The 25585-nt window shown below is 73.7% G+C and carries 24 protein-coding genes; 16 read left to right on the forward strand and 8 right to left on the reverse strand.

Annotated features, from left to right (window positions below; all coding sequences use genetic code 11):
* Nucleotides 1–5: 5 nt before the first annotated feature.
* Nucleotides 6–1565, forward strand: coding sequence for a mucoidy inhibitor MuiA family protein (locus tag ACZ6ZI_RS05765; RefSeq protein ID WP_469516499.1), 1560 nt, complete (start codon nt 6–8; stop codon nt 1563–1565).
* Nucleotides 1566–1664: 99 nt separating this feature from the next.
* Here ACZ6ZI_RS05765 and ACZ6ZI_RS05770 read toward each other — a convergent pair whose 3' ends face one another.
* The 3 genes from ACZ6ZI_RS05770 to ACZ6ZI_RS05780 are packed head-to-tail and all read right to left on the reverse strand — an operon-like array spanning nt 1665 to nt 3871.
* Entirely contained in the window at nt 1665–2240 is a 576-nt protein-coding gene (locus ACZ6ZI_RS05770) for a TetR/AcrR family transcriptional regulator (protein WP_469516502.1), read from the reverse strand.
* Nucleotides 2241–2268: 28 nt separating this feature from the next.
* Nucleotides 2269–3675: an amidase gene (locus ACZ6ZI_RS05775; protein ID WP_469516505.1), complete on the reverse strand. Its 1407-nt coding sequence runs from the start codon at nt 3673–3675 to the stop codon at nt 2269–2271.
* On the reverse strand, nt 3662–3871 hold the full coding sequence (locus tag ACZ6ZI_RS05780; protein ID WP_469516508.1) for a hypothetical protein: 210 nt from the start codon (nt 3869–3871) through the stop codon (nt 3662–3664). The genes ACZ6ZI_RS05775 and ACZ6ZI_RS05780 overlap by 14 nt, the downstream gene beginning before the upstream one ends.
* 159 nt (nt 3872–4030) lie before the next feature.
* Between ACZ6ZI_RS05780 and ACZ6ZI_RS05785 the strand changes: the two genes are divergently transcribed.
* The gene (locus ACZ6ZI_RS05785) at nt 4031–4972 is read left to right on the forward strand and encodes an MBL fold metallo-hydrolase (protein ID WP_469516511.1); all 942 of its coding nucleotides are present in this window, start codon (nt 4031–4033) and stop codon (nt 4970–4972) included.
* A gap of 65 nt (nt 4973–5037) precedes the next feature.
* On the opposite strand, the gene ACZ6ZI_RS05790 is transcribed toward ACZ6ZI_RS05785, so the two are convergent.
* From ACZ6ZI_RS05790 to ACZ6ZI_RS05800, 3 genes are all read right to left on the reverse strand, one after another.
* Nucleotides 5038–5265 carry a hypothetical protein gene (locus ACZ6ZI_RS05790; RefSeq protein ID WP_363059844.1) on the reverse strand — a complete coding sequence of 76 codons (228 nt, stop codon included), beginning with the start codon at nt 5263–5265 and terminating at the stop codon, nt 5038–5040.
* Between the two features lie 441 nt (nt 5266–5706).
* A complete protein-coding gene (locus ACZ6ZI_RS05795) occupies nt 5707–5859 on the reverse strand; it encodes a hypothetical protein (protein WP_469516514.1) in 153 nt (50 codons plus the stop codon).
* Nucleotides 5860–6006: 147 nt separating this feature from the next.
* Entirely contained in the window at nt 6007–6831 is an 825-nt protein-coding gene (locus tag ACZ6ZI_RS05800) for a helix-turn-helix domain-containing protein (RefSeq protein WP_469516518.1), read from the reverse strand.
* 217 nt (nt 6832–7048) lie between these two features.
* On the opposite strand from ACZ6ZI_RS05800, the gene cpt reads away from it, so the two are divergent.
* Together cpt and ACZ6ZI_RS05810 are read left to right on the forward strand one after the other, a co-directional pair.
* Entirely contained in the window at nt 7049–7582 is a 534-nt protein-coding gene (gene cpt, locus ACZ6ZI_RS05805) for a chloramphenicol phosphotransferase CPT (protein WP_469516521.1), read from the forward strand.
* A 150-nt stretch (nt 7583–7732) separates the two neighbouring features.
* Nucleotides 7733–9325 carry an alpha/beta hydrolase gene (locus ACZ6ZI_RS05810; protein WP_469516523.1) on the forward strand — a complete coding sequence of 531 codons (1593 nt, stop codon included), beginning with the start codon at nt 7733–7735 and terminating at the stop codon, nt 9323–9325.
* Between the two features lie 112 nt (nt 9326–9437).
* Here the strand turns inward: ACZ6ZI_RS05810 and ACZ6ZI_RS05815 are convergent, their stop codons facing one another.
* Nucleotides 9438–10916 (reverse strand): ABC transporter substrate-binding protein, encoded by a 1479-nt coding sequence (locus tag ACZ6ZI_RS05815; RefSeq protein WP_469516527.1) that lies wholly within the window; start codon nt 10914–10916, stop codon nt 9438–9440.
* A 4-nt stretch (nt 10917–10920) separates the two neighbouring features.
* Nucleotides 10921–12903, reverse strand: coding sequence for a hypothetical protein (locus tag ACZ6ZI_RS05820; protein WP_469516530.1), 1983 nt, complete (start codon nt 12901–12903; stop codon nt 10921–10923).
* A gap of 343 nt (nt 12904–13246) precedes the next feature.
* Here ACZ6ZI_RS05820 and ACZ6ZI_RS05825 point away from each other — a divergent pair, with 343 nt between their 5' ends.
* The 12 genes from ACZ6ZI_RS05825 to ACZ6ZI_RS05880 all read left to right on the forward strand — a co-directional run bounded on the left by ACZ6ZI_RS05825 (nt 13247) and on the right by ACZ6ZI_RS05880 (nt 25569).
* Entirely contained in the window at nt 13247–14617 is a 1371-nt protein-coding gene (locus ACZ6ZI_RS05825) for an MFS transporter (RefSeq protein ID WP_469516533.1), read from the forward strand.
* A 14-nt stretch (nt 14618–14631) separates the two neighbouring features.
* A complete protein-coding gene (locus ACZ6ZI_RS05830) occupies nt 14632–16530 on the forward strand; it encodes a helix-turn-helix domain-containing protein (protein WP_469516537.1) in 1899 nt (632 codons plus the stop codon).
* 39 nt (nt 16531–16569) lie between these two features.
* On the forward strand, nt 16570–17058 hold the full coding sequence (locus ACZ6ZI_RS05835) for a hypothetical protein (RefSeq protein ID WP_469516540.1): 489 nt from the start codon (nt 16570–16572) through the stop codon (nt 17056–17058).
* A gap of 217 nt (nt 17059–17275) precedes the next feature.
* Entirely contained in the window at nt 17276–17773 is a 498-nt protein-coding gene (locus ACZ6ZI_RS05840; RefSeq protein WP_469516543.1) for a hypothetical protein, read from the forward strand.
* A gap of 76 nt (nt 17774–17849) precedes the next feature.
* On the forward strand, nt 17850–18959 hold the full coding sequence (locus ACZ6ZI_RS05845) for a PLP-dependent cysteine synthase family protein (protein ID WP_469516546.1): 1110 nt from the start codon (nt 17850–17852) through the stop codon (nt 18957–18959).
* Complete coding sequence (locus tag ACZ6ZI_RS05850) at nt 18956–20275, forward strand: MFS transporter (RefSeq protein ID WP_469516548.1); 1320 nt, start codon at nt 18956–18958, stop codon at nt 20273–20275. Before ACZ6ZI_RS05845 ends, ACZ6ZI_RS05850 begins: the two co-directional genes overlap by 4 nt.
* Nucleotides 20276–20429: 154 nt before the next feature.
* Entirely contained in the window at nt 20430–21383 is a 954-nt protein-coding gene (locus ACZ6ZI_RS05855; RefSeq protein ID WP_469516551.1) for an ABC transporter ATP-binding protein, read from the forward strand.
* Nucleotides 21380–22387 carry an ABC transporter permease gene (locus tag ACZ6ZI_RS05860; protein ID WP_469516554.1) on the forward strand — a complete coding sequence of 336 codons (1008 nt, stop codon included), beginning with the start codon at nt 21380–21382 and terminating at the stop codon, nt 22385–22387. Before ACZ6ZI_RS05855 ends, ACZ6ZI_RS05860 begins: the two co-directional genes overlap by 4 nt.
* 63 nt (nt 22388–22450) lie before the next feature.
* Nucleotides 22451–22867, forward strand: a complete 417-nt coding sequence (locus ACZ6ZI_RS05865) for a GntR family transcriptional regulator (protein ID WP_469516557.1) — start codon at nt 22451–22453, stop codon at nt 22865–22867.
* Between the two features lie 139 nt (nt 22868–23006).
* Nucleotides 23007–23897 (forward strand): MetQ/NlpA family ABC transporter substrate-binding protein, encoded by an 891-nt coding sequence (locus ACZ6ZI_RS05870; RefSeq protein WP_469516560.1) that lies wholly within the window; start codon nt 23007–23009, stop codon nt 23895–23897.
* On the forward strand, nt 23894–24910 hold the full coding sequence (locus ACZ6ZI_RS05875) for a methionine ABC transporter ATP-binding protein (protein WP_469516563.1): 1017 nt from the start codon (nt 23894–23896) through the stop codon (nt 24908–24910). Before ACZ6ZI_RS05870 ends, ACZ6ZI_RS05875 begins: the two co-directional genes overlap by 4 nt.
* Nucleotides 24907–25569 (forward strand): methionine ABC transporter permease, encoded by a 663-nt coding sequence (locus tag ACZ6ZI_RS05880; RefSeq protein ID WP_363059902.1) that lies wholly within the window; start codon nt 24907–24909, stop codon nt 25567–25569. Before ACZ6ZI_RS05875 ends, ACZ6ZI_RS05880 begins: the two co-directional genes overlap by 4 nt.
* Nucleotides 25570–25585 lie beyond the last annotated feature (16 nt).

Consider the following 25585-nt stretch of genomic DNA (forward strand, 5'->3'; position numbering starts at 1 on the left):
ACGCCATGACCACGGCATCCGAACCGATCGCGCTGCCCGTCACCGCCGTCACCTGTCTGGAGGACCGCGCCCACGTCGAGCGTTCCACCGTGCTCGATCTGGAGGCCGGCGTGCAACGGCTGCGGCTGGGGCCGGTCAGCGCACTGGCCGTCGACCGGACCCTCCACGCCGAGTTGACGGCCGATCACCCGGCGAGCGTCCTCGACGTACGGATCGTCCGCGCCTGGACGCCGCGCGGTCCGCAGCCGTCGGCGGACGACTCCACCGTACGCCGTCGCGTGCGCGCCATCGAGGAGGAACGGCTCGCCCTGGACCGGCGGCGCGACCGGCTGCGCGCCCGCCTCGACGCGCTGGGCCGGCTCGCCGCCGATCTGCTGCGGGAGATCGGCGAGGGAGCCGGCCACGGGGAGAGCGAGGCCGAGCGCTGGGCCCGCGAGTTGGACCGGGTGGACGGGGAACGCGACGCGTACGGCGAGCGGCTGCGCGCGGTGGAGGCCGAGTCGGCCGCGCTGGGCGGCGAGCTCTCGGCGGCGCAGCGGGCCCTGGAGCTGGCCGAGGAGCGGCCCGCCGAGCTGGTGGGCCACATCGAGCTGACGGTGGAGTCGGCGGTCGCCGGCCCGGTCGGGCTGGTCGTGGGTCACCTCACGCCGTGTGCCCTGTGGCGGCCCGCCTACCGTGCGGTGCTCGACGGGGACGCGCTGACGCTGGAGACGGAGGCGGTGGTCTGGCAGCGTACGGGCGAGGACTGGTCGGACGTACGGCTGACGTTGTCGACGGCCCGGTCGGCGCTGGCCGGCGATCCGCCGCGGCTGGAGGAGGACCGGCTGACGCTCAAGGAGCGTACGGCCGCCGAACGGCGCACCGTGGACGTCGAGTTGCGCGAGGAGGAGATCGGGGACCTCGGCGCGGCACCGGTCGTGGGTCTGCCGGGCGTGGACGACGGCGGGGAGGCGCGGGTCCTGCACGCGCCCGCGCCGGTGTCGGTGCCGTCGGACGGGCGTGCCCACCGGGTGCCGCTCTCCGCCTTCACGACGGAGGCGGGCAGCGAGTACGCGTGCGCGCCCGAGCTGTCGCCGCTGGTCACGCAGGTGGTGCGGTTCGGCAACCGGTCCGGCCACGCGCTGTTGGCCGGTCCGGTGGACCTGGTGCGCGGCAGCGGGTTCGTAGGCCGCGGCACGCTGGACTTCACCGCTCCGGGCGCGACGGTCGAGTTGGCCTTCGGCAGCCGCGACGACCACCGGGTGGTGCGCTCCGCGGAGGAGACCCGGGAGTCCACGGGCCTCACCCAGCGGACCGTGGTCACGCGCACCGTCCGCTTGCACCTGTCGCGGTTCTCGGCGCCCGGGGAGCGGGACGAGCGGGTGGTCGTCGTGCGGGAGCGGATCCCGGTCTCGGAGGTCTCGGCGGTGGAGGTGCGCCTGCGCGGGGAGGCCTGTTCGCCGGCGCCCGGTGCCGTCGACGGCGAGGGCATCGTCCGCTGGGACGTGCCGCTGCCGCCCGGCGGGCGTCGCACGCTCACCCTGGTCTACGAACTGTCCGCGAGCGCGAAGGTCGTGGGGCTCTGACGCCGCCCCCGGCCCGGGGATCGGCCCGGGGATCGGGCCGGGGATCGGGCCGGGGATCGGGCCGGGGATCGGCCCGGGGATCGGCCCGGGGATCGGGCTTCACCCGTCGGTAGGCCCCTGTGGCCGTGCCAGGCAGGCGTCGACCAGGCGGCGCGCGTACGCGGCGTCCGGCGGGCCCGGCCGGAAGAGGATGCGGTACACGACCGGTGCGACGACGGTGTCGAGCACGGTCTCGACGTCGGGCGCCTCCTCGCCTCGACCGGCCGCCCGTGCCAGCACGACCTCGATCGCATCGGCGGCGTACTGCGAGCACCGGCCGGCGTTGGCGCCGGTCGCGTCGCCCACCAGCGCGTCCCTGAGGTAGGCGCGGCCGACCTCGGAGGCCATCTCCTCGACGAACTGCTCGCCCCAGGCGTGCAGGTCGGCCGCCAGGTCCCCGAGGTCGGCCGGTTCGGCGTCGGGCCGCAGGTGTTCGACGGCGACGTCCGAGAGGAGTTCCTGGAGGTCGCCCCAGCGGCGGTAGACGGTCGACGGGGTGACGCCGGCTCGGCCGGCGATGAGGGGGACCGTGAGCGCGCCGCGGCCCACCTCGGCCTCCAGTTCCCGCACGGCGGTGTGCACCGCCTGCTGGACACGGGCGCTGCGCCCGCCCGGGCGCACCATGGGTCTGGGCATGGGGGCACCTTAACGCAAAGCCGATGCGTCAGTGGGGTTCGGCCTGCCGGCCGGAGCGAGGGGGGCGGAGCGGCTCGGCGCGTTCGTACGCGTGCCCCGTGCGCAGGAGGACCGCCTCGCCGAGCGGCCGTGCCATGAGTTGCATGCCGATGGGCAGGCCCTGGGAATCGTGTCCGACGGGGACGGTCAGGGCGGGCGCGCCGGTGATGTTGGCGGGCGCCGAGAGGCGTACGTAGGCGTCGGAGACGGACTCGACGGTGCCGTCGGGCCAGGTGACGCTCTCCTGTCCGGTCCGTGCGGCGGTCATCGGGACGGTGGGGGCGGCGATCACGTCGACGGTGTCCCACAGGCGCTGCCACGCCTGCCGCATGAGGGTGCGTGCCCGCCGGGCCCGCAGGTGGTCGCCGGCGGGCAGGAGTTCGCCGGCTTCGAGGAGGATGCGGACGTCGGGCGCGTAGAGCTCGGGTACGGCCCGGAGGGTGCGCTCGTGGTAGGCGGTGGCCTCGGGGACCATCAGGCCCCACTGGGTCGCCCGGATGTAGCGGGCCATCGGGATCTCGACGCCGACGAGTTCGGCTCCCAGGTCGGCGAGGCGCGCGACGGCCCGTCGGACGGCGGATTCGACCTGCGGGTCGACGTGGTCGAAGTAGTGGTTGTCCGGTACGCCCACGCGCAGGCCGGTGAGGTCCTCGTCGTCGGGCGGCCGGTGGTCGGCGGCCGGCAGGGGCAGGGAGTCGGGGTCGCGGGGGTCGTGGCCGGCCAGGACCGTGAGGACGAGTGCGGCGTCCTCGACGGTGCGCGCGAGGGGGCCGACGTGGTCGAGCGACCAGGACAGGGGGGTGATCCCGTGGCGGGGGACGAGGCCGAAGGTGGGCTTGAGGCCGACGACTCCGTTGAGGGCGGCCGGTACGCGGATCGAGCCGCCGGTGTCGGTGCCCAGGGCGAAGGTCGCCTGCCCGGCGGCGACGGCGACGGCCGAGCCGCCGCTGGAGCCGCCCGCGACGCGGTGCGCGTGCCAGGCGTTGCGGGTCTGGGGCGTGGTCAGGCCGTAGGCGAACTCGTGGGTGTGGGTCTTCCCCACCAGCACCGCGCCGGCCGCGTCGAGGCGGGCGGCGACGGCGCTGTCGGAGTCGGCGCGGTGTCCGACCCGTACGCGCGAACTCGCGCTGGTCGCCACGCCCGCGGTGTCGATCAGGTCCTTGAGGCCCATGGGAATCCCCTGGAGGGGGCCGGTGTCGCGGCCGGTCGCGAGGTCGCGCTCGACCCGGCGGGCCGAGCGGCGGGCCCGCTCGGCGGTGACCGTCACGTACGCCCCGAGGTGCGCGTCCGTCGCGTCGATCCGGTCGAGTACGGATTCCACCAGTTCGGTGGGTGACAGGCGTCCGGCGCGGATCTCGCGCGCGCAGGCGGCCAGGGACAGTTCATGCGGTCGCATCGTGGTGCCCCTCCCGCGTGGGGTGGGCGGCGGTCGGGGGCGTGTCGCCGAAGTCGAGCTCGCGCAGGACGGAGACGACGGAGTGGATGTGGTCGGCGGTCGCGGCGACGGCCGCGTGGCGGTCGTCCGCCAGGGGGAGCCCGGCGCGGGCGGCCCAGCGGGCCGCCTCCAGGGGGGTGAGGTGGGCAGCGGACACGGTTGCTCGTTCCTGATCGGGGCGGCGTGGAGCGGCAGTTGGGAGCACCGCCACACCAAAGGCTAACTGTTTGCGTTAAAGCCCGCCAGAGATTACGTTGCCCAAACGCAAAGGAATCGCCTTACCGGTCGCCTTACCCGTCACGGAGGACACCCCACAATGAAGACGCCCCCGACCGACCCCGACGCCGCCGTCCCCCTCCCCCACTGGACGGTCGGCGCGATCGCCGTTCACCGGGTGGACGAGGTGCCGCTCCCGCCGGCGACCGGAGCCTGGCTGTTGCCCGCCGCGACCCCGGCCCTCGTCCGCGCACAGGACTGGCTCCGGCCCGACTTCGCCGACCCGGACGGCGTCCCGCTCCTGTCCAGCCACAGCTTCGCGTTCACGGTCGGCGGCCTGCGCGTCCTGGTCGACACGGGAATCGGCAACGGCAAGCGGCGCGCGAACCCGGCGTGGAACGACCTGCGCACCGACTACCCGGAGCGCCTCACCGCCGCGGGATACCCCCCGGAATCCGTCGACCTGGTGATCCTCACCCACCTCCACACCGACCACGTCGGCTGGAACACCCGCGAGGAGGACGGCGCGTGGGTCCCCACCTTCCCCCGCGCCCGCTACCTCGTCTCCCGCACGGAGCGGGAGTTCTGGGCCTCCCACCCGATGGACGCCGCGCGCCGGCAGATGTTCCGCGACTCCGTCCTGCCCGTGGAGGACGCGGGACTCCTCGACCTCGTCGACGTCCCCCCACAGGGCGCCGACATCGCCCCCGGCATCCGCCTGGTCCCCACCCCCGGGCACACGCCCGGCCACGTCGCGGTCCGGATCACCGACACCGACCGCGGCGCGACGGCCCTGATCACCGGGGACTGCGTCCACCATCCCGTGCAGCTGCCGTACCCGCGGATCGGCAGTTGCGTGGACATCGACCCGGCGCTGTCCGAGGCGACGCGACGGACCCTGCTCGCCTCGCTCGCCGGCGGTGACGTCCTGCTCCTGGGCTCCCACTTCCCGCCGCCGACCGCGGGTACCGTCGTCGCCGACGGGCCGGGCCACCGTCTGGTCCCCGTCCCGCCGCGCCCACTGACGGCCGGCCAGAGCTGACGGCCGGTCATGACAGCACGCTGTACGGCCCGTCGCCGGGTCGCACAGCGTGGCTCCTGGTTCGGTCAGCAGTCGTCGCCGTAGCCTCCGCCCCAGTCGTCATCGTCGTCGTACCAACCACCGTGGCCGCCGTGGCCGTGGTCGTCGTCCCAGCCGCCGCCGGTGACGTACGTGGGGGCGTGCGTCGGGGTCGCCGCAGAAGCGGTACCCGCGGCTCCGAGGGCTGCGCCACCGGCCATCAGGACACCGATGGCGGACACCGCGAACAGTCGCTTCACTCTCAGTGCTTGCATGGTGGAACCCTTCTCGCTCGTTGTCGTGCCACTCCGCTCGCGGCGCGAGATCGGTGGTGCCTCCTCACGCCCCTCGCAGAGGAGTGCGCACGGGTGGTGCGGACAGCCGCGTCGATGCGATCAGCGCGTACGCGACGTCAACGCGACCCCGTTGGGCCACGGACCTTTCGAATGGCGCACGCCGTATTTTCAAGCCTCGCGCTTCGGCGCATCACAGCGGGTCGAGGGTGTCACCCGCGGTTGCGGCTCTCAACCACCAATGCTAATCACACGTCGGCGAGCGGGCATCTCGGGCGGGCGATCCGTTCCCCGTCGCCCCCCGCCGACGGTCCGGCCGCCCGTCCCGATCACGGGCACCACCTGCGGTTTCCCGGGCCTCGCCGGAGAAGGGTCGGCGCCCGGTCCCGCGTCGAAACGCGCGCCGCGGCCCGGCGCGACGGGTCAGCGACCGCCCGTGCCACCCCCCTCCCGGCGGTTGCGGCGGCGCCGGCCGAGGGCTCCCGCCAAGCCGATCAGGCCGCCCGTGAGCGCGCCGGCCACCAGGATGCGCAGCAGGTCTTCCATGGAGTGCTCCCCACTCTGGGTCAGGTTCACCGTCGATCGGCCCTCCCCCGGCCCATCGGCCGTCCGGGCGCCTGATCAACTCCGAACGCGGACACTACCGACGTACGGGCGGCCTGGCTTGGACGAATCTGACCTCGGGCCGCACCACGTCACGGCGCACGCCTCACGCCTCACGCCTCACAGGGAGAGGGCCCCCTCCGTCACGCGGGCGGCGGCCATCCGCCCCGGGGTGGTCCCGGCCAGGGCGCGGAACTCGCGGTTCAGGTGCGCCTGGTCGTAGAACCCGCAGGCGGCCGTCGCTCCCGCCGGGTTCGTCCCGACGCGGGTGAGCAGCCCCACCGCCCGGTGGAACCTCAGCACCCGGGCGGAGGTCTTGGGCGTCAGGCCGATCTGTTCGGTGAACCGGCGCACCAGGTGGCCCTGGCTCCAGCCCACTTCGCTCGCGATCCGGGCGATCTGGATCGCCCCGCCCGTGTCGGACAGCAGTCGCCACGCGTGGCCCACCTCGGGAGCCGGCTGCGGGCCGCGCTCGATGCGGGCCGCGAGCACGAGGTCCAGCAGGTCGAAGCGGGTGGCCCAGTCGCCGGTGGCCGCCATGCGCTCGGCCAGCGCCGCCGCTTCGGGCCCGAGGACGTCGCCGAGCGCCACCACCCTGTTGGTCAGCTCCCTCATCGGCACGGCGAACAGCCGGTAGGCGCCCAGCGGTGTCAGTTCGAGCCGGATCGCCTCCTGCCCGCCGGGGTGGTCGCACAGCCGGGGCCCGTCCTCCAGGCCCACGACCAGCGAGCCCGTCACCGGACTGTGCGGGTCCCCGGGCCGGCGGACGTGGGAGAACGGCTCGCCCAGACTGATCACCACGACGGCGCGGCCCGTGGGGACCAGCCGGGCCCGGTAGGGCGTGGCCCCCGGCTCCTCCCAGTAGCCGGCGTAGCTGTGCAGGAACGGGCGGAACCGGGCGGGCCACGGCCGGGTCACCCGCCACCGACCGCCCACCCGGGTCATCTCGATCCCCCGCCCGGCCCCACCGGTACCTCCGGCACTTCCGGTACCTCCGGCCACTGCGTCCGTCCTTCCCCTCGACCCGGCGCCGCCGCCGGAAACCCGCGTGAGGTGGCGACCGCGGTCCCATTAAAGTCAACGCGCGTTCGACCGCGCCATGTCCGAGCACCGCTCACCCGCGAGCGGGCCGACGCGCGACCACGGAAGGCCGGTTCGTCAAGTGAGCACCCACGTCATCGTGTTGAACGGTGGTTCCAGTTCCGGCAAGTCCGGCATCGTCCGCTGTCTGAAGGCCGTCCTCCCCCGGCCGTGGATCAACATGGGCGTGGACGACCTGGTCGACCGGCTCCCGCCCTCCCTGCTCGGCTCGGGCTCGGGCATCTCGATCGGGCAGGGCGGAGAGGTCGTCCTCGGCGACGAGTGGCGCGCCTTGGAGACCGCCTGGACGAAGGGGGTCGCCGCCATGGCCCGGGCCGGCGCGCACGTCATCATCGACGACGTCTTCCTCGACGGCCGCGAAGGCCAGGAGCGGCTGCGCGGCCACCTGGAAGGCCTCGACGTCCTGTGGGTCGGGGTGCGCTGCGATCCCGAGGTCGCGGCGGGCCGGGAGATCGCCCGGGGCGACCGGGCGGCGGGCATGGCCGCGCTCCAGGCCGAGACGGTGCACGCGGGCGTGGTCTACGACGTGGAGGTGGACACCACCCACGCCGAGACGCTCGACTGCGCGCGGGCCATCGCCCGGCACGTGCGCTGACCCGGCTCCGTCGCGCCGAGCGGGACGGGCGCCCCGCCCGGCTCGCGCGCGCCGGCGAACCGCGGTTTCGTGGAGGGAGAGGCGAACGGGCCCGATGCGGCCGCGTCGACCACCGGACCGGGCCCTCGCCCTGACGGAGGGGAGCGGAACATGTCCGCGGCACGTCCCCCGGGCGGTCGACGCCGCCGCGCGGCGGCCCTCACCGCCGCGCTGGCCTGCTGCGTGCTGCTCACCGGGAACGGACCCGCCGGCGCGCCCGAGGCCCCCGCACCGTCCCCCTCACCGACGCCGACGCCCCCGGTGTCCGCGCCGCGCCTGGACTGGAGCCCGTGCAGGCCCGGCAGCCCCTGGGAGTGCGCCACCGCGAAGGTGCCGCTCGACCACGCCGCCCCCGCGGGCCGCACCGTCGACCTGGCCGTCGTCCGACGGCAGGCGGGCGACCCCGACCGTCGCGTCGGCACGCTGTTCGTCAATCCCGGCGGTCCCGGGGGCCCCGGCACCGTGCAGGTGCCGCAGAACTACGACGCCTTCCCCGAGGAGCTGCGGGAACGCTTCGACATCGTCAGCTGGGACCCGCGCGGGATCGGCAACAGCACGGCGGTGAACTGCTTCGACACCCCCGAGGAGGCCAAGGCCTGGGCGGCCCGCCCGCCCGCGGGCTTCCCCGTGGGCGCGCGGGAGCGCAAGGCCTGGACCGACGCCTACGCGGACCTCGGCCGGCGGTGCGAGCGGCGCGACCCGCAGTTGCTGCGTCACGTGTCGACCGCCGACACCGCCCGCGACCTCGACCTGCTCCGCCGCTCGCTCGGCGACCGTCCGCTGAACTACCTCGGCGTCTCCTACGGCACGATCCTCGGTGCCACCTACGCCAACCTCTTCCCCGGCAACGTGCGCGCCATGGTCCTCGACAGCAACATCGCCCCCGATGCCTGGACCGGGGGCGACACCCGGGAGGAGCCCCGCACCACGACCCTCCTGCGCCTGGGCTCCGATCGCACCGCGGCGGCCACCCTGGACCGGTTCCTCTCCCTCTGCGGATCGGCTCCCGCGGCCCGCTGCGCCTTCTCGGCGGGCAGCCCCGAGGCCACCCGCGCCAAGTTCGACCGGCTGATGGAAGGCCTCCGCGAGCACCCGGTGGGGCCGTGGACGTACGCCAGGACGGTCGCCGACACGGTGAACAGCCTCTACATCGTGGACCCCGGCTGGACGGCCCTCGCCGAGCGGCTCCAGGAGCTGTCGCGGGGCCGCGCCCCGAAGCCCCCCGTCCAGCCGCCGCCCCCGGTCGCCGAGCCGAACCCGTACCTCGGTGACGAGCAGGCGGCGGCCGTCTGGTGCGCCGACAGCCCCAACCCGCGCGACCCCGCCGCCTACCACGGCCTGGAGGAGGACAGCGCCCGACGGTACGGCGACCCGGGACGCTTCTGGACCTGGGCGGCGCAGCCCTGCGCCACCTGGCCCGCCCGGGCCGCCGCCGGCTACTCCGGCCCGTGGAACGCGCCCACCCCGCACCCCGTCCTGGTGATCGGCACCCGCTACGACCCCTCCACCCCGTACACGGGCGCTCAGGCCATGGCCCGCGAACTGGCCGACGCCCGCCTGCTGACGAACGACGGGTACGGGCACACCGCCCTGTTCAACAACGGCAGCGCCTGCGTCAACGCGTACGAGAGCCGCTACTTCGTCGACGGAACGCTCCCGCCCCCCGGCACGGTCTGCCGCGCCGACAGGACCCCCTTCTCCTGACGGCCCCGCCCCGCCCCCGCCTTCCACCGGCGCGCCACCGTCCAGGAACGGGTTCGCCGCCGAAGCGCCGCCCGACAGGGGGTCGGGCAGCGGCCCGCCCCGATCGGCGGCGTCACCGCTCCTGCGGCGGCTTGCCCTCCGCCGCCGACACCTCGACGAACTCGACCTGGCCCTTGCGGTCGAGGCGCAGGATCGGGACGGCCTTGTTGCGCGGATTGCCGTTGTTCTGGAAGGAGATGAAGCCGCCGGCCCCGGCCACCTGCTGGGTGCCGTCCATCTGGTGGAACATCCGGGCCACCGCGTCACCGGCGACCTGCCCTTGCCACCGGGCTGCCATCTGGATTCCGTGGGCCGCGGTGAGGACCGCGTCGTGGCCCATCAGCGCCCCGCCGTCCACACGGGGGTCGTGCGGGAACCACTGGTCCAGCAGCCCGCCCGGCTGGAAGTTCTTCGCGGACGGCGCGGACACCGCCTGCGGCGCGGAGCGGTACATGTCGGGGTGGGAAAGGCCCGTGTAGAGCACCTCGATACCTGTCTCGGCGGCGTGGGTGAGCTGCTCGGCGCTCAGGTTGGTCGTGTCGTCCCCGGCGAACACGGTGAACTGCTGGTCGGTGCAGCTGCGGTTGGCGAGCGCGTCGAGGAAGTGGGTGAGGTGCCTGCCGCGGCCCGCGAAGTAGACGAGCTGCGGGCGCTGCTGGCACAGCTGCCCCGGGATGTAGCGCAGTTCGTTCTGCCAGGCGCTGCTGACGGAGGAGTCGTAGGTCATCCGCTCGGAGACGAGCCTGTGCTTGTCGCCCTCCTGGAAGGCCTTGGTGAAGGCCGTGCCGAGGGTCGAGGCGTAGAGGTTTCCCTCCGCCACGTCCTGGAGGACGACGGCGGTGGCGACGCCGCGCCGTTTGAGGTAGCCGGCGGCCGCGTACGCCTCGTCCTCGTTGGTGGGGGCGATCCGCACGAAGCCCTTGATGTTCTGGATGTTCGTGGCGGTCATGGTGGCGCCGACCATGGCGATGCCGTTCTCGGAGAGGCGCTGGATGGCCGCGAGGTTCTCCTTGGTGCTGGGGCCCATGCCGGCCACGGCGACGAGCCGGTCGGGGCCGTCCTTGCGGGCGATCAGCTCGTCGACGGTGTGCTTCCACCGCGCGGACCTGCTGCCCGGGTTGGCGATCAGCAGGCGGATCTTGGGAGTGGCGGCGAGGTCGCCCCGGTTGTGTCGGTACTGGGCGAGGTAGGCGCCCTGGAGTTCGTGGCGGACGCCCTCGGCCGAGTTGCTGTCCTCGGCCGTGGTGGTGAAGGAGGTGAAGTAGGCGACGCTGACGTACGGTTCCTTGTCGGCGTTGGCGAGGACCCTGCCGTTCTCCTCCTCGATCCTCTTGCTGACGGCATCGAGGTGCGGGGCGAAGACGTAGGAGCCGTCGGTCACTCCGACACACTCGTCGTCCGGTCCCTGTTCGACGACTCCGTCCCCGCACCTCGCCTGGCGTTCCTGCAGCCGGCCGGCACCCAGCCAGAACGCGGCGACCAGTACCACGGCGGCCACGGTGGCAAGGGCGACACGGCGTACGACGTGCAGGGGCCATTCGAGTCTGGGCACGCGATCAACCCTCCCAGCCCGCGGTCTGGGGATCACGCCAGTGGCGGTACCGTTCCACTTCGTTGAACAGAGCCACGATGTCGTTCCTCCGAAGTTGGGACAGCTGGGTGTAGCCGTCGGCCATCAGGTCGCCCAGCCGCATGGCCGGGTCGGCGAGCGGATCGCTCCACACCCAGCGGGTGGTCACCAGGGTGTGGATCACGGACTCGGTGTCCACGACGCGCCCGGGGCTGCGTGGGACGAGCCCGGCGAGCAGTTCCAACGGACCGCTGCCGGCGGGTAGTCGGTTCGGCGCGGCGGTGATCGCGTCGAGCTCGGAGATCCACTGCGCGGCCGGTACCGCGATGAAGCGTCGCGCCAGGTGGGCGGTGACCTCCTCGGTCCGTCCGCGGGCGAGCTGGTGGTACATCTCCTGCACCGGTTTGCCCTCGCCGCGGTAGTACTCGGCGAGGAGTTCGTGCACGGCGTCCCACCGGTCCGGACGTGCCGCGAGCCGCCACAGCAGCAGGCGGCGCAGCCAGGGGTGGAGTACGGGAACGACTGCGACCGGCCCGTTCAGCAGCCAGCGGGAACGGACATCGCCGAACAGGGAATCGTCCGGACTGAGCAGCCGGGTGGCGACCGAGAAGTCACGGGCCGCCGCGCATTCGGCGAGCGTGGCGCGCTGGGTCCCGTCGAAGTCGCGCAAGAGGTGCCCGAGGGCGGTGTCGGCGAGGGAGGCGGAGTCCTCCCCGGCGCGCAGCGGCCGGTCCGGCAGTGTGCGCAGCCAGCGGTCCTGCTGGGGGCCCGAATCCCGAGGGGGCCCGGCCTGGCGGAGTACGTCGAGCACCTGGTGGACCGCACGCGGCAGTCCGCCGGTGAGGCGGTGCACGAAGGGGGTGAGCCGGGTCAGCGGGGCCAGGTCGCTGTTGCCGCCGAGCTGGAGTTCTATCCGGATCCGCACCTCGTCCAGGTTGAGGTCACGCAGGCGCAGCGGGTACCACCAGGAGTCCTCGCTGTCGCGAGTCGGCCGATGGGCGTTCCAGTCGGCCAGGGAGGCCCGGTCGGGGCCCCGCAGCTGCCACGGCCAGGACTCGCCGGTGGCCGGGCCCCAGCGGGGCAGCCAGCGGTTGGAACTGGCGACGACGGTCAGCGGGTCACTCGCGTGACCGGCGACGACCGTCTCGTCGTGCCGGGCACGCAGGAGCAGGTCGAGGAATCGGCGGCCGTACTCGGTGTGGGAGTTGTCGAGGAGCAGGAGGTAGGAGCGGGGCATGAAGTTGCGGGCGGTATTGCGTCTGAGGTCCTCCAGGAAGGCCGAGAAGAGGACGAGGTCGAGCCGCTCCTGCTCGTTCTCGTCGCCCTCGTGGCGCCAGAGGTTGAGCTCCACGAGCGCCTCCATGGGGTCCGCGCTGCGGGTCATGGGGTGGCGTCCGTACCAGGTGGCCCCGGCGGTGAGCCGGCTGCCCGGTCTGCCGCCGAACAGTCCGGGCAAGGTGCGGCGGCCACGCCGCAGGGCGTCCTGGAAGAGGGCGTGCGCGGCGGTGGAGGCGCCTTCGGGCATGCCGACCGCGCCCATGGCCACTTCGAAGAAGGCGGCCAGGTAGTCGCCGTGCCGGGCCTCGTTCTCCTCCTGGAACCGGTCGAGCTGCCGCCGCACCGCACGCCGGCCGTCGGGAAGACTGCGCATGCGCAGCTCTTGGTCGGAGGCGAGCAGGCCGAGGCTGAGCAGCGGGAAGTGGGAACGGCCGTAGCGGGGTAGTTTGCGTTCGAGCTGCCGTGCCAGGAGACCGAGGGCGTAACGCGGCAGCAGGGACTGGGCCCCGCCGAAGTTGACGAAGGCGAAGGGGTAGTCGGGCCCGAAGCGCTCCATGAGGGCGCTGTGCGCCTCGCTGGCTCCGCTGCCCGCGGGGCCGAGCAGTACGGTCAGGGGCCGCTCGGCCGCCGGGTCCTCCTTCAGGCACGCGTCGACCAGCGACAGAATGCCGCTGCGGCCTCGCAGGCCCATGCCCGTACCCGGCTCCATCACGCGTGATCCCCCCCGGGACGACGTTTCCGAGAAATAGAGACTGCCATCCCCGGCCACGGTCAGACAGGGGTTTCGGCCACTGGAATCGTTTCCGGCGTGGGTGACGAGCCGATCGGATGCGACGGCCGGTGCCATCGCGTCGTGTCCGCCCGTGGCGGATCTGCCGGGGCACCCGGGTGGAAACGGCCATCGGGGGTCGTGTGGTGGTGCGGCACACAGGACGGCGCCGGATTGTGATGGCCCGCCCCATAGGGCGCCGGCCCCGGGACTTCTACGTTGTGCCACACCCGACGTCCCCCCGGACCCCCTGGAAGTGGTGCACATGGTCTCCCACGGAGCGAGCAGAACCGGCCCGTCTGGCATACGGAAGATCGTCGCCGCCAGTCTCGTCGGGACCACCGTCGAGTGGTACGACTTCTTCCTCTACGGTTCCGCCGCCGCGCTCGTGTTCAACACGCTGTTCTTCCCGGGCAGCGATCCCCTGGTCGGAACCCTGTTGGCGTTCCTGACCTACGCGGTCGGCTTCGCCGCCCGGCCACTGGGCGGGATCGTGTTCGGGCACTACGGCGACCGGATCGGGCGCAAGCGGTTGCTGGTGCTCAGCCTGCTGATGATGGGCGGGGCCACCTTCGCCATCGGTCTGCTGCCCACGCACGCGAGCATCGGGGCCGCGGCGCCCGTCCTGTTGACGGTGTTGCGCCTCGTGCAGGGGTTCGCGCTGGGCGGTGAGTGGGGCGGCGCGGTGCTGCTCGTCGCGGAGCACGGCGACGACCGCAATCGCGGCTTCTGGGCCTCATGGCCGCAGGCCGGCGCCCCCGGCGGGAACCTGCTGGCGACCGGGGTGCTGGCGCTGCTGGCGGCCGTGCAGTCCGACGAGACCTTCCTCGCCTGGGGTTGGCGCGTGCCGTTCCTGCTGTCGGGCGTGCTGGTGGTCATCGGGTTGTGGATCCGCGTCTCGGTCTCCGAGTCCCCGGCGTTCCTGGAGGCGCGGGCGCGGGCCGAGGCCGAGGAGGCGGCCGGGGCGCGGCACAGTCCGCCGGTCGTGGAGGTGCTGCGTACCGGTTGGCGCGCGGTGCTCAGGGCCATCGGGGTCCGGCTGGGCGAGAACGTCTCGTACTACGTCCTGACCGCCTTCCTCCTGGTCTACGTCACCGTCCACCTCGGGCTGCCCAAGAGCGAGGCGCTGAACGCCGTACTGATCGGCTCGGCGGTGCACTTCGTGACGATCCCGCTGTGGGGAGCGCTGTCGGACCGGCTCGGCCGTCGCGCGGTGACCCTCATCGGGTCGGTGGGCATGGCGGGTTGGGCGTTCGTGTTCTTCGCGCTGCTCGACACCCGCTCCTTCCCCGTGATCGCGGTGGCGGTGACCGCGGGACTGCTCCTGCACGGGGCGATGTACGGGCCGCAGGCCGCCTTCATCTCGGAGATGTTCGACACGCGGGTGCGGTACTCGGGCGCGTCCATGGGCTCGCAGCTCGCGTCCATCGTGGGCGGCGCGCTCGCGCCGATCATCGCGGTGGAGTTGCTGAAGGAGTACGACTCCTCCGTGCCGGTGTCCCTGTACCTCTGCGCGACGGCGCTGATCACCACCGTGACCGTGGTGTTCGCCCGTGAGACGCGGGGCCGCAGTCTGTCCGATCCCGCCGATCCCACGGCCCCCGCGGCCCCCGCGGCGGCCCCCGTGTCGGGCTGAGCGGACCCGACCGTATGCTCACCCCCGTGACCGACCCCGGCGTCCTCCTTCACCTGCTCGCGCGCGGCGCGACGGCCGAGGAACTCACCCGGCCGTTGGCGGCGGCCCGCGCCGGCGGCGCGGGCCCCGACGAGGTGGGGGCGCTGGCCGAGGCCACGCGGGTGGCGTTGGAGGTCCACCGGACGCTGGAGCAACACCGCACCCGCGAGGTCGAGTTGACCGCGCTGTTCGACACGGCGGGTGACCTCGCGGCGCTGCGCGACCTGGATTCCGTGCTGCGGGCCATCACGCACCGCGCCAAGGCGTTGCTGCACACCGACGTCGCCTACCTGTCACTGAACGACGAGGCGGCGGGCGACACCTTCATGCGGGTCACCGACGGGTCGGTGTCCGCCGCCTTCCAGCAGCTGCGGCTCGGGATGGGCGAGGGGCTGGGCGGGCTCGTCGCCCAGACCGCCCGCCCCTACGCCACGGGCGACTACCAGGGCGATCCCCGCTTCCGGCACACCCGTACGATCGACGGCGCCGTGGCCGAGGAGGACCTGCACGCCATCCTGGGCGTTCCGTTGCGGTTGGGGTCGAAGGTGATCGGCGTGCTGTTCGCCGCCGATCGCGCCACGCGCGCGTTCACCCCGCGCGAGGTGGCCCTGCTGTCCTCGCTGGCCGACCACGCCGCCATCGCCATCGACGGGGCCCGGCTCCTGGAGGAGACCCGGCGGGCCCTGGCCGAACTGGGCGTGGCCTCGCGCGCGGTCCAGGAGAGCAGCGACGCGCTGCGGCGGGCGGAGGACGCTCACGACCGGCTCACCGCCATCGTGCTGCGCGGCGGGGACGTCGCCGAGGTGGCCGCCGCGATCGGCGCGCTGCTGGGCGGCGGCACGCTCGTCCACGACGCGGACGGTACGGAGCTGGCCCGCGCCGGCGCGCCCCCGCTGCCCCCGCCCGCCGAGGCCGTCGCGGCCTCCCGCTCGGGGGGTCGCGCGGTCCTGCGGGACGACGCGTGGGTGTGCGCGGTGCTCGCGGGGCCGGAGGTGCTGGGCAGCATCACGCTCACGGGCCGCCGGGGGCTCGACGACGCCGACCGGCGGCTGTTCGAGCGGGCCGCCATGGTGACGGCTTTGTTGCTGCTCCTGCGGCGTTCGGTGGCCGCGACCGAGGACCGGATCCGCGGGGAGCTGTTGGGCGATCTGCTGAGCCCGGCGGCCGATCCGGCCGGGTTGGCCGTACGGGCCCGGCGGCTGGGCGTCGACCTCGCCCGCCCGCACGCCCTGTTCGTGCTGCACAGCGACGCCGCGCCGCGCCCCCGCCTGCTCGCCGCGGCGGCGCACCACGCCCGCGAGCGGCGGGGTCTGGCGGGGATCCACCACGACCACGCGGTGCTGCTCACCCCGTCGGCGAGTCCGGGTGCGGACGCCCTGGCCCTGGCCGCGGCGCTGGGCAGGGCGGTGGGCGGGCCGGTGACGGTCGGGGCGGCGGGCGCGGGTCCGGGGCCGGCGGAGCTGCCCCGGGCGCACGCGGAGGCGCTGCGCTGTCTGTCGACGCTGCGGGCGCTGGGCCGTGCGGGCGACGGGAGCACCCTGGCGGACCTCGGCTTCCTCGGGGTGTTGTTGGGCGAGCGGCCGGATCTGGCCCGGTACGTGGAGACGACGCTCGGCCCGCTCCTGGAGTACGACGCGCGGCGCGGCAGCGAGCTGGTACACACGTTGCGGGTGTGGTTCGCGACGGGCATGAGCCAGTCGCGGGCCAAGGACGCGCTGCACGTCCACGTGAACACGGTGGTGCAGCGGCTGGAGCGGATCGGGCGGTTGCTGGGTCCCGACTGGCAGTCTCCGGACCGCGCCCTGGAGCTCCAACTCGCCCTGCGCGTGCACCGGGTGGCCGCGGTCGGCCCCGCGCCGACATTGACCGAATAGCGGCGCTGCGGGTCCGGTGGCGGCGGCTAGGATCACGGTATGGTCACAGCCCGCCGGCATGCCACGGCGCGAGTCCGCCCCGCGGCGGGTCTCCTGCGCGTGCTCGGGGCCGCCCTGATGCTGTGGTGCCTGCTCTGGGCGCACGGGACCGACGCGCACGGCGGCAGCGGCCGTTCGGGGTCGGACCACGGAGCGCCGCCCGCCGCCACCACGGCCGACGGTCCCGGAGCGTACGTCCCCGCCCCCACACCCCCCGCCACCCCCGCCGACGCCCGCACCATCGCCCTCCCCGACGCCCGCACCGCCGCCCCGGCGCCGCTCGACGGTCACGGCGCGGCCCATCCGGTCCACGGGTGCGAGCCGCTGACACCCCGACAGGCCTCACCGGCGGAGGCCGCCCCGTGCGGACCACCGCCCGCGACCCGGACACCGGGGCCCGGGGACCCGTACGCCCACCCGGGCGTCGAGGACGGCGGCCACCCCGCGCCACCACCGCGTTCGCACGCCCCCGTCATCCTGAGGGTGTAGAGCCGCCCCGCGGGCCGACACCGGCCCGCGCTCCATGCCGGCCCGCGCCGTCTCCGCATCAGCGCCACCCCTTCCCCGCACCCTTGTCGCGTTCCCGCGCCGGGCGACCCGCCGCGCCGCTCCCTTCTCTCCCCCGAAGCGGAGTTTTGGGCTGGTTCATCCCTATCCTGGCCTCCAGGTGCCGAACGACCGCGACCCCTTCCCCCACGGAGGAACCGTGTCCCGCCGCCCCCGCCCACGGCCGGTCCGCCGGCGCGTGCCACGGGCCGGCGCGCTGTTGGTCGTACTCCTGGGCACGCTGCTCCTGACCCTCGCGCACTGCCCTCCCCACCTGTTCGGCGACGGCCACCACGGCCACGACGCCACGCACGAGCGGCGGCTCGACCACGCCCGAGCGGCACTCCCCGCGGGGCTCGCGGCCCTCTCCCCCGACCCGCCGTCCGCCGCAGGCGCACCGCGCCCCGCTTCCCCCGAAGGGTCCGCCCCGGAGACGCCGGCGCCGCCCCACCAGGGACACGGCCCGGCCTGTTCCGCCCCCGCCCTGGGGGCGCAGGCCCAGGCGGAGGGCCCGTCCCCCAAGGGTTCGGCCGCGTACGTCCGTCACGACGCGAGCCGAGCGCCCCCCGCTCCCGCGGCGCCGCCCGGCGCCGACGGGCCCCTGATCGACCGCTCCGGCCGCACCACGCTCACCGGCGTGTGTCGGTGGCGCGTCTAGACCGCTCCCGTGGAGCCGTGCCCAACGGCCGACGTCCGAGCGATCCCCTGACGCACCATCAACCGAGAGCGGAAGCATGCACTCCTCGACCACCGACCTGACACCCCCCGCCCGCACCAACCTCTCCGGGCTGGTCGGCAACACCCCCCTGCTGCGCGTGTCCGAGCCCCTCGCCCCCGCCGGCCGCGGCTTCTGGGCCAAGCTCGAAGGCTTCAACCCCGGCGGCATCAAGGACCGGCCCGGCCTCCACATGGTGGAACGGGCACGGGCGCGCGGGGACCTGAAGCCCGGCGGCCGGATCATCGAATCGACCAGCGGCACCCTCGGCCTCGGCCTCGCCCTGGCCGGGATGGTCCACGGACACCCGGTCACGCTGGTCACCGACCCGGGCCTGGAGACCTCCATGACCCGCCTGTTGACCGCGTACGGGGCGCAGGTCAACGTCGTCTCCGAGCCCCATCCGACCGGCGGCTGGCAGCAGGCCCGCCGCGACCGCGTCGAGCGGCTGCTGGACCGGCACCCCGATTCCTGGTGCCCGGACCAGTACAACAACCCGGACAACACCACCGCCTACACCCCGCTCGCCCTCGAACTGGCCACCGAGTTGGGCCACGTCGACGTGCTGGTGTGCAGCGTGGGCACGGGTGGGCACTCGGCCGGCGTCTCCCGGGTGCTGCGCCGCCTCTACCCCGACCTGACGGTGGTGGGGGTGGACACGGTGGGGTCCACCATCTTCGGGCAGCCCGCCCGCACCCGCCTGATGCGCGGGCTGGGGTCGAGCATCTACCCGCGCAACGTCGCCTACGACCAGTTCTCCGAGGTGCACTGGGTGGCCCCGGCGGAGGCCGTCTGGGCCTGCCGGCGCCTCGCGGCCTCGCACTACGCCACCGGCGGCTGGAGCGTGGGCGCGGTCGCGCTGGTGGCGGGCTGGCTGGCGCGCACCCTGCCCGCGGACGCCCGTATCGCGGCGGTCTTCCCCGACGGCCCGCAGCGCTACCTGGGGACCGTCTACGACGACGACTACTGCGCCGCCCACGGCCTGCTGGACGCCCCGCCGGCGGCGGAGCCGGACACGATCGGCCGGCTGGACGAGAAGGAGGTCACCCGCTGGACCCGCTGCGCCCGCGTGGTCGATCCGCTGACGCTCGGCGAGGCGGCGACCGCGCGGCAGGAGCAGACCCGATGAAGGGCACGATCGCGCAGTTCCGTTCGTACGGGCGCGGCGCCCGGTTGTTGATGGTCAACCAGTTCACCATCAACCTGGGCTTCTACATGCTCATGCCCTACCTGGCCACGCACCTGGCCGGCCCGCTGGGGCTCGCCGGCTGGACGGTCGGCCTGATCCTCGGCGTGCGCAACTTCAGCCAGCAGGGCATGTTCCTGATCGGCGGGACGCTCGCCGACCGGCTGGGCTACAAGCCGATGATCATCGCCGGTCTGGTGCTGCGCGTCGCCGGCTTCGCGACGCTCGGCCTGGTCTCCTCCGTGCCGGCGCTCGTCGCCGCCTCCGCGGCGACGGGCCTGGCCGGGGCGCTGTTCAACCCGGCCACCCGGGCGTACCTGGCGGTGGACGCGGGAGAGCGGCGCGTGGAGGCGTTCGCCCTGTTCAACGTCTTCTACCAGGCGGGGATCCTGCTCGGACCGCTGGTGGGCATGGTGCTGACGGGAGTCGACTTCCGCGTCACGTGCCTGGTCGCGGCGGGGATCTTCGCGGTGCTGAGCCTCGTGCAGATCCGGGCCCTGCCCGCCCGTCGGGGGGACGGCGCGGGACCGCGCGGAGCGGGGCCGCGCGAGGAGGGGCCGCGCGAGGGCGTGCTCGCGCAGTGGCGGGGGATCCTGGCCAACCGGCCGTTCCTGCTGTTCTCCGTGGCCATGATCGGCTCGTACGTGATGACCTTCCAGGTGTACCTGGCGCTGCCCCTGGAGGTGCGCCGGCTGGGCGGCGAGGGGGCGTTCGGCACGGCGGCCGTGGCGGCCCTCTTCGCCGTCTCGGGGCTGAGCACCATCCTGTTCCAGACCCGGGTGACCGCCTGGTGCAAGGCCCGGCTGGAGCCCGGACAGGCCCTGTGCCGGGGGCTGCTCGCGATGGGGGTGGCGTTCGTACCGCCGCTGGCGGCGACGGCGGTGCCCGTACCGGACGCGGGGCCGGGGCGGTGGCTGCTCGCGGGCGGGCCGGCCGCGCTGTCGGCGCTGCTGCTCGCCGTGGGCACGATGATCGCGTACCCCTTCGAGATGGACACGATCGTCCGCCTCTGCGGGGACCGCCTCGTCGCGACCCACTACGGGCTCTACAACACCGTGTGCGGGGTGGGCATCGCCCTCGGCAACCTGCTCACGGGCGCGGCGCTGGACACGGCCCGCTCGGCGGGGATGTCCGCGCTCCCGTGGGCGGCGCTGTTCGCGCTGGGCCTCGGCTGCACCGCCGCCGTCCACCGCCTGGACCGTACGGGGCGCCTCGCGCCGCCCGCCCACCGGGCGCGGGCCCGGACGGTGACGGCCTGACCCCGCGGTCGCACTCCGGTTGAACCACCGACCCGAAGGGGCGGGCGACCCGGCCCGCCCCTTCGGCCTTCCCGCGCTCGGTTGACAGGGGCGCGACCCGATGACCATGATTCCACTAGTTATCTAATGGATTGATGGAGCAAGGGGGGAAATCGTGCCCGACATGACCACGTCCGGCCCGACCCGCGTCCGGTGGGCCGTCGAGGCGCGCGGCCTGGGCAAGAGGTACCGCCGCCGCCGGGGATGGGCCCTGCGCGACTGCTCCTTCCGGATCCCGGTCGGACGCGTCACCGCCCTGGTGGGCCCCAACGGGGCGGGCAAGAGCACCCTGCTGTCGCTCGTCACACGGCTCGCCGACCCCACGACCGGCGAGCTGCGCCTCTTCGACGCCCCGGTGGACGCCCCCGGCGTCATGGCCCGCTGGGCCTACCTCGGCCAGGACAAGCCGCTGTTCAAGCAGTTCACGGTGGCGCAGACGCTGCGCCTGGGCCAGGAGCTCAATCCGGGCTGGGACCGGGCGGCGGCCGAGCGGATCGTCCGGGCCGGCCGGATCCCCTTCGACGCCCGGATCAAGGAGCTGTCCGGCGGTCAGCACACGCGCGTGGCGCTGGCCCTCGCCTTCGGCAAACGGCCCGAGCTGTTGCTCCTGGACGAGCCGATGGCGGACCTCGACCCGGTGGCCCGCGACGAGATGGGGGCGCTGCTGCTGTCCGAGGCGGCCGAGCAGGGAACCACCGTCCTGATGTCCTCGCACGTGCTCAGCGAGGTCGAGGACATGTGCGACTACGTGCTCGTACTCAGCGAGGGCCGCGTGCGGATGGCGGGCGACACGGACGAGCTGGTGCCCATGCACTCGGTGGTCGCGGGTGTGACCGGGCCCGACGGGGCGCTGCCCGCCGGTCTCAACGCCCACACGGTGATCGAGAGCCGCGTCTCCGGGCGCCACTTCACCGCCCTCGTGCGGCGCGAGGGAGCGCTCGACCCCGCCTGGGAGCGGTCGGAGCCCGGACTGGAGGAGGTCCTGCTCGCCTACCTCCGTTCGCCCGGCGCCCCCGCCCTGCTGTCCCCCACCGCCGTCCCCGGCCACCGAGAGGAGTCCGCCGCGTGAACGCGACCACGACCACCGCCCCCGACAAGGGCCCCGTCGACCCCTCCGGGCGCGGGCTCTCCCGCGGCGCGGGCCTCCCGCGCGGCCTGGCCTGGCTGGTGCTGCGCCAGCACCGTACGGCGCTCCTCGCCTGCGCGGCGGCGGTCCTGCTGGGATCGGCCTGGATGGTCTACCAGCGCGGCGCGATGCTGGACTCCCTCCAGGCCGCGGGCTGGAACGGCACCGCCACCGAGCTGCGCGACGGCAACCTCGCCAACCGGATCCAGAACACGATCAACTCGTACGGATCCAGCCTGGATTCCCTGCCCCTGCTGCTCGGGGCGTTCCTCGGCGCCCCGCTGATCTCCTCCGACCAGGAGCGCGGAACCGTCCGGCTGGTCACGACGCAGTCCGTGTCCCGGGGGCGCTGGCTGTGCTGGAAGGTGGGCTTCGCGCTGACGCTGGCGGCCCTCACGGTGCTCCCGCTGGGCCTGGTCTACGGCTGGTTCTGGCGGTCGGCCGGACCGTTCGCCCCGCACGACTGGCTGAGCGGCGGGTTGTTCGCGGCCACGGGGCCGATGCCGGTGGCCCAGGCCCTGTTCCACACCGCGCTCGGCATCACGGTCGGCGCGCTGCTGCGCCGGACGGTCCCGGCGATGGCGCTCACCCTCTTCACCTCCTACGCGGTCTCCCTGGTCGCGGAGGTGTACCGGGATCGGGCGGGTACCCCGCGGCGGATCGGCTTCCCGCTGGAGGGCGCGCAGCCGGCCTTCCTGGAGCACGTGGTGCAGGTGGACCAGTGGATCGGCACCGCCTCGGGGAAGCTCTACGGCTGGGGCACGTGCGTGCACGAGCCCTCGCCGGAGGCCTGCCGGGCCTCGCTCGGCATCGTCAACTCGGTGTGGGACTACTACGAACGCGGCCAGATGGCGGGGCTCCAGTGGACCTGGGCCGCCCTGTACCTGACGGTGGCCGCCGCCCTGATCGCCGGGCTGCTGTGGCGGAGCCGTCGCGCACCGCTGTGAGGAGCGTCCGGTTCAACCCCTAGGCTGAAAGTCCACCCACGAAGGATCAAGGAGGCGGGCACCGTGGTCGTGTTTCGCATCGAACGCCGCAGCGGCCTGCCCGCCTACCTCCAGATCGTCAACCAGGTCGAACAGGCCCTGCGGATGGGGGCGTTGACGGAGGGCGACAAGCTGCCCACGGCGGCGCAGGTGGCCGCCACCACGAAGGTCAACCCGAACACGACGCTCAAGGCCTACCGCGAGTTGGAGCGGTCCGGGCTGGTGGAGGTGCGCCAGGGTTCCGGCACCTTCATCACCCGGTCGCTGGCGAGCCCGCGGACGGCTCCGGAGTCCCCGTTGCGGACGCGGCTGGGCGAGTGGATGCGCGAGGCCCGCGAGGAGGGCCTGTCCGCGCGCGAGGTCACCGTCCTGTTCGACACGGTCCTCGGCGAGAGCTACCCGGGCGCGCCGGCCGGTCCGGCGCACACGCCCACGGGCTGACCCGGGGTCCACACCCCCTCTCACCTTCGTTTCATTGCAGGATCGTGAATACGATCTTTCATACCAAGCCATCGCTGAATTTTCGACCTACGGTTCAGAGGTACCTCGCTTCACGCGTTCTTCTATCTCTGGATCCACGATGTCTCCTTCGCTTCCCGCGTCCCCGCGCCGCCGCACCGCGCTCGCCCTCACCACCACCGTCACCGCCCTCGCGCTCCTGGTCTCCGGCTGCGGGCTCGGCGACTCGGACGGCAAGCGGATCCGGGTGGGGGTCTCCGGGGACTCCCCCGAATGGGAGGTCCTCGCCAAGGAGGCCAAGAAGGAGGGGCTCACCGTCGAGACCGTCGTCTTCGACGACTACTCGCTCCCCAACAAGGCGCTCGCCGCCGGCGACATCGAACTCAACGCCTTCCAGCACCTGGTCTTCCTCGCCCAGTCCAACACCGAGAACAAGACCGACATCGCGCCCGTCTCCGCGACGACCGTCGTCCCCCTCGGCCTCTACTCCTCCCGGCACAAGCAGCTCGCCGACCTCCCCGACGGGGCCCGGGTCACCCTGCCCAACGACCCCGCCAACCAGGGCCGGGGCCTGCGCGTCCTGGAACAGGCGAAGGTGATCGAACTCAAGAAGGACGCCGGCCTGTTCGCCACCCCCGACGACATCACCGCCAACCCCAAGCACATCAAGCTCACCCCGGTCAACGCGCAGCAGACCCCCCGCACCCTGGGCGACGCCGACGCCGCGATCATCAACGACGGGGTGGCCGAGCTGGCCGGCATCGACGCCGGTACCGCCCTGTTCAAGGACGACCCCACCAGCCCGCAGTCCGTCCCGTACCTCAACGTCATCGCCGCCCGCGCCGCGCAGAAGGACGACCCGGACTACGCCAGGATCGTCAAGCTGTACGCCTCGAAGGCCGTGCAGGACGAGGTCCGCCGCACCAGCAACGGCACCGCCCACCACGTCGACCTGCCCGCCACCGAGCTGCGCGCCGAACTCGACCGGATCCGGAAGCAGCTGACCAAGTGAGCGCCGCCGTCGAGTTCCGCGACGTGACCAAGGAGTTCCCGGGCGGTGCCCGCGCCGTCGACGGGGTGAGCCTGTCGGTCGACGCGGGCGGCGTGTTCGGCGTCGTCGGACACAGCGGCGCCGGCAAGTCCACCCTGCTGCGCCTGGTCAACCGGCTGGAGGAGCCGACGTCGGGCAGCGTCCTGGTGGAGGGCCGCGACCTCGCCACCCTCGGCGAGCGCGAGCTGCGCCCCGTCCGCCGCGACATCGGCATGATCTTCCAGCAGTTCAACCTCTTCCGTTCGCGCACCGTCCTCGGCAACGTGCTCTACCCGCTGCGCCTGGCCGGCATGGACCGCGCCCGCGCCCGGGAACGCGCCGAGGAGACCCTCGAGTTCGTCGGTCTCGCCGGTCACGGAAAGCGCTACCCCGAGCAACTGTCCGGCGGCCAGCGCCAGCGCGTCGGCGTCGCCCGCGCCCTGGCCACCCGCCCGAAGGTGCTCCTGTGCGACGAGGCCACGTCCGCCCTGGACCCCCGGACCACGGGCGAGGTGCTCGCCCTGCTGCGCCGCGTCAACCGTGAACTGGGCGTCACCATCCTGCTGATCACCCACGAAATGGAGGTCGTCCGCACCCTCTGCGACCGCGTCGCCGTCATGGAGGACGGACGGGTGGTGGAGAGCGGCGAGGTCTACGAGGTGTTCGCGCGCCCGCGCCACCACACCACGGCCGCCTTCGCCCGCTCCGCGCTGCACAGCGCCCCCGACGAGCCCCTGTGGGAACGACTGCGCACCCGCCATGCCGGCCGGCTCGTCACGGTGCCGGTCGTCGACGGCGAACCGGCGATCGACGCCCTGTCGGGCCTGCTGCGCACGCACGGCGTGGACTTCACCTTCGTCCACGGCGGTGTCGGCGAGGTCCGGGGACGCCCCCTGGGCAACGTCACCCTCGAACTGCGCGGCGCCCCCGAGGCCGTGGAGGCCGTGGTCGCCGGGTTGGACGCGCCCGCGCGGCGGGAAGCGGGGGTCCGGTGAAGGCCGACTGGAGCACGTTCTGGCCCAAGGTGGTCGAGGCGACCGGCCAGACCGTCTACATGGTGCTGATCACGCTGGCGCTGTCCACCGTCGCCGGTCTCGCGGTCGGGCTCGCCCTGTACGCCACCCGCAAGGGCGGCGTCCTGCCCAACCGGTTCGTCCACGCGGTGCTGGGCACCTTCATCAACGTCATCCGCCCGGTGCCGTTCATCATCGCGATCGTGGCCCTCGCCCCCGTCACCCGGGCGGTGGTGGGCACCATGATCGGGACGAACGCCGCCATCTTCCCGATGACGATCGTGGCGACCTTCGGGATCGCCCGGATCGTCGAGTCCAACCTGCTGTCCGTCGAGCCCGGCGTCGTCGAGGCGGCCCGCTCCATGGGGGCCGGGCCGCTGCGGATCCTGCTCACGGTGCTGATCCCGGAGGCCCTCGGTCCGCTCGTGCTCGGACTGACCTTCATGCTGGTCGCGCTGATCGACTTCTCGGCGGTGGCCGGCACGGTCGGCGGGGGCGGCGTCGGGAACCTGGCCATGACGTACGGGTACCTGCGCTTCGACACCTCGGTGATGGTGGTGACGGTGCTCGTCCTGATCGTGCTCGTTCAGTCCGCGCAGTTCCTGGGCGACCGCGTCTCGCGCAGGATCCTGCGCCGCTGACGACGCCGACGGGAGC

The sequence above is a fragment of the Streptomyces sp. NPDC103540 genome, assembly GCF_055584445.1.